This window comes from Bacillus sp. LR--39, from assembly GCF_053613335.1.
In genome coordinates this window covers 1-553 of the sequence record NZ_JBSIOT010001411.1, presented here as the reverse complement: position 1 = coordinate 553, position 553 = coordinate 1, and the positions used below count along the sequence as shown (strand labels likewise).

1 pseudogene is annotated in these 553 nt (G+C 46.1%); it reads right to left on the bottom strand.

Annotated features, from left to right (window positions below):
* Positions 1-553: pseudogene (gene ftsH / locus ACWHAR_RS30820) on the bottom strand (ATP-dependent zinc metalloprotease FtsH); the annotation flags it as partial.

The following is a 553-nucleotide window of genomic DNA, read 5'->3' as shown; positions in this document are numbered from 1 at the left end:
TAATGTTCCATGATCGATAAGGTGTTTGATCTGTTCAGCGTCAAGCGTTTCAACTTTCAGAAGCGTTTGGGCAATCAATTCAAGCTTGTCACGATTTTCAGTCAGGATTTGTTTCGCACGCTCATAACATTCTTTGATGATGCGCTGAATTTCCTGATCAATTTCGTAAGCGATTTGATCACTGTAGTTCTGTTCGTTGTTGAAATCACGGCCTAAGAATACCTGACCGCCCTGAGACTGTCCAAATTGCAACGGTCCCAATTTTTCTGACATACCGAATTCCGTAACCATTCGTCTTGCAATATTCGTCGCACGCTGGAAGTCATTGTGCGCCCCTGTGCTGACTTCACCGAAGATAATCTCTTCAGCAACACGTCCGCCCAAGAGGCCGACAATTTTATCAAGCAGCTCCGGCTTTGTTTGGAAATAACGGTCTTCTCTTGGCAGCATAACAGCATAACCGCCAGCCTGGCCCCGAGGAACAATCGTTACTTTATGAACCATATCCGCCTCATCTAAAACGAGACCGATAACGGTGTGTCCGCCTTCGTGA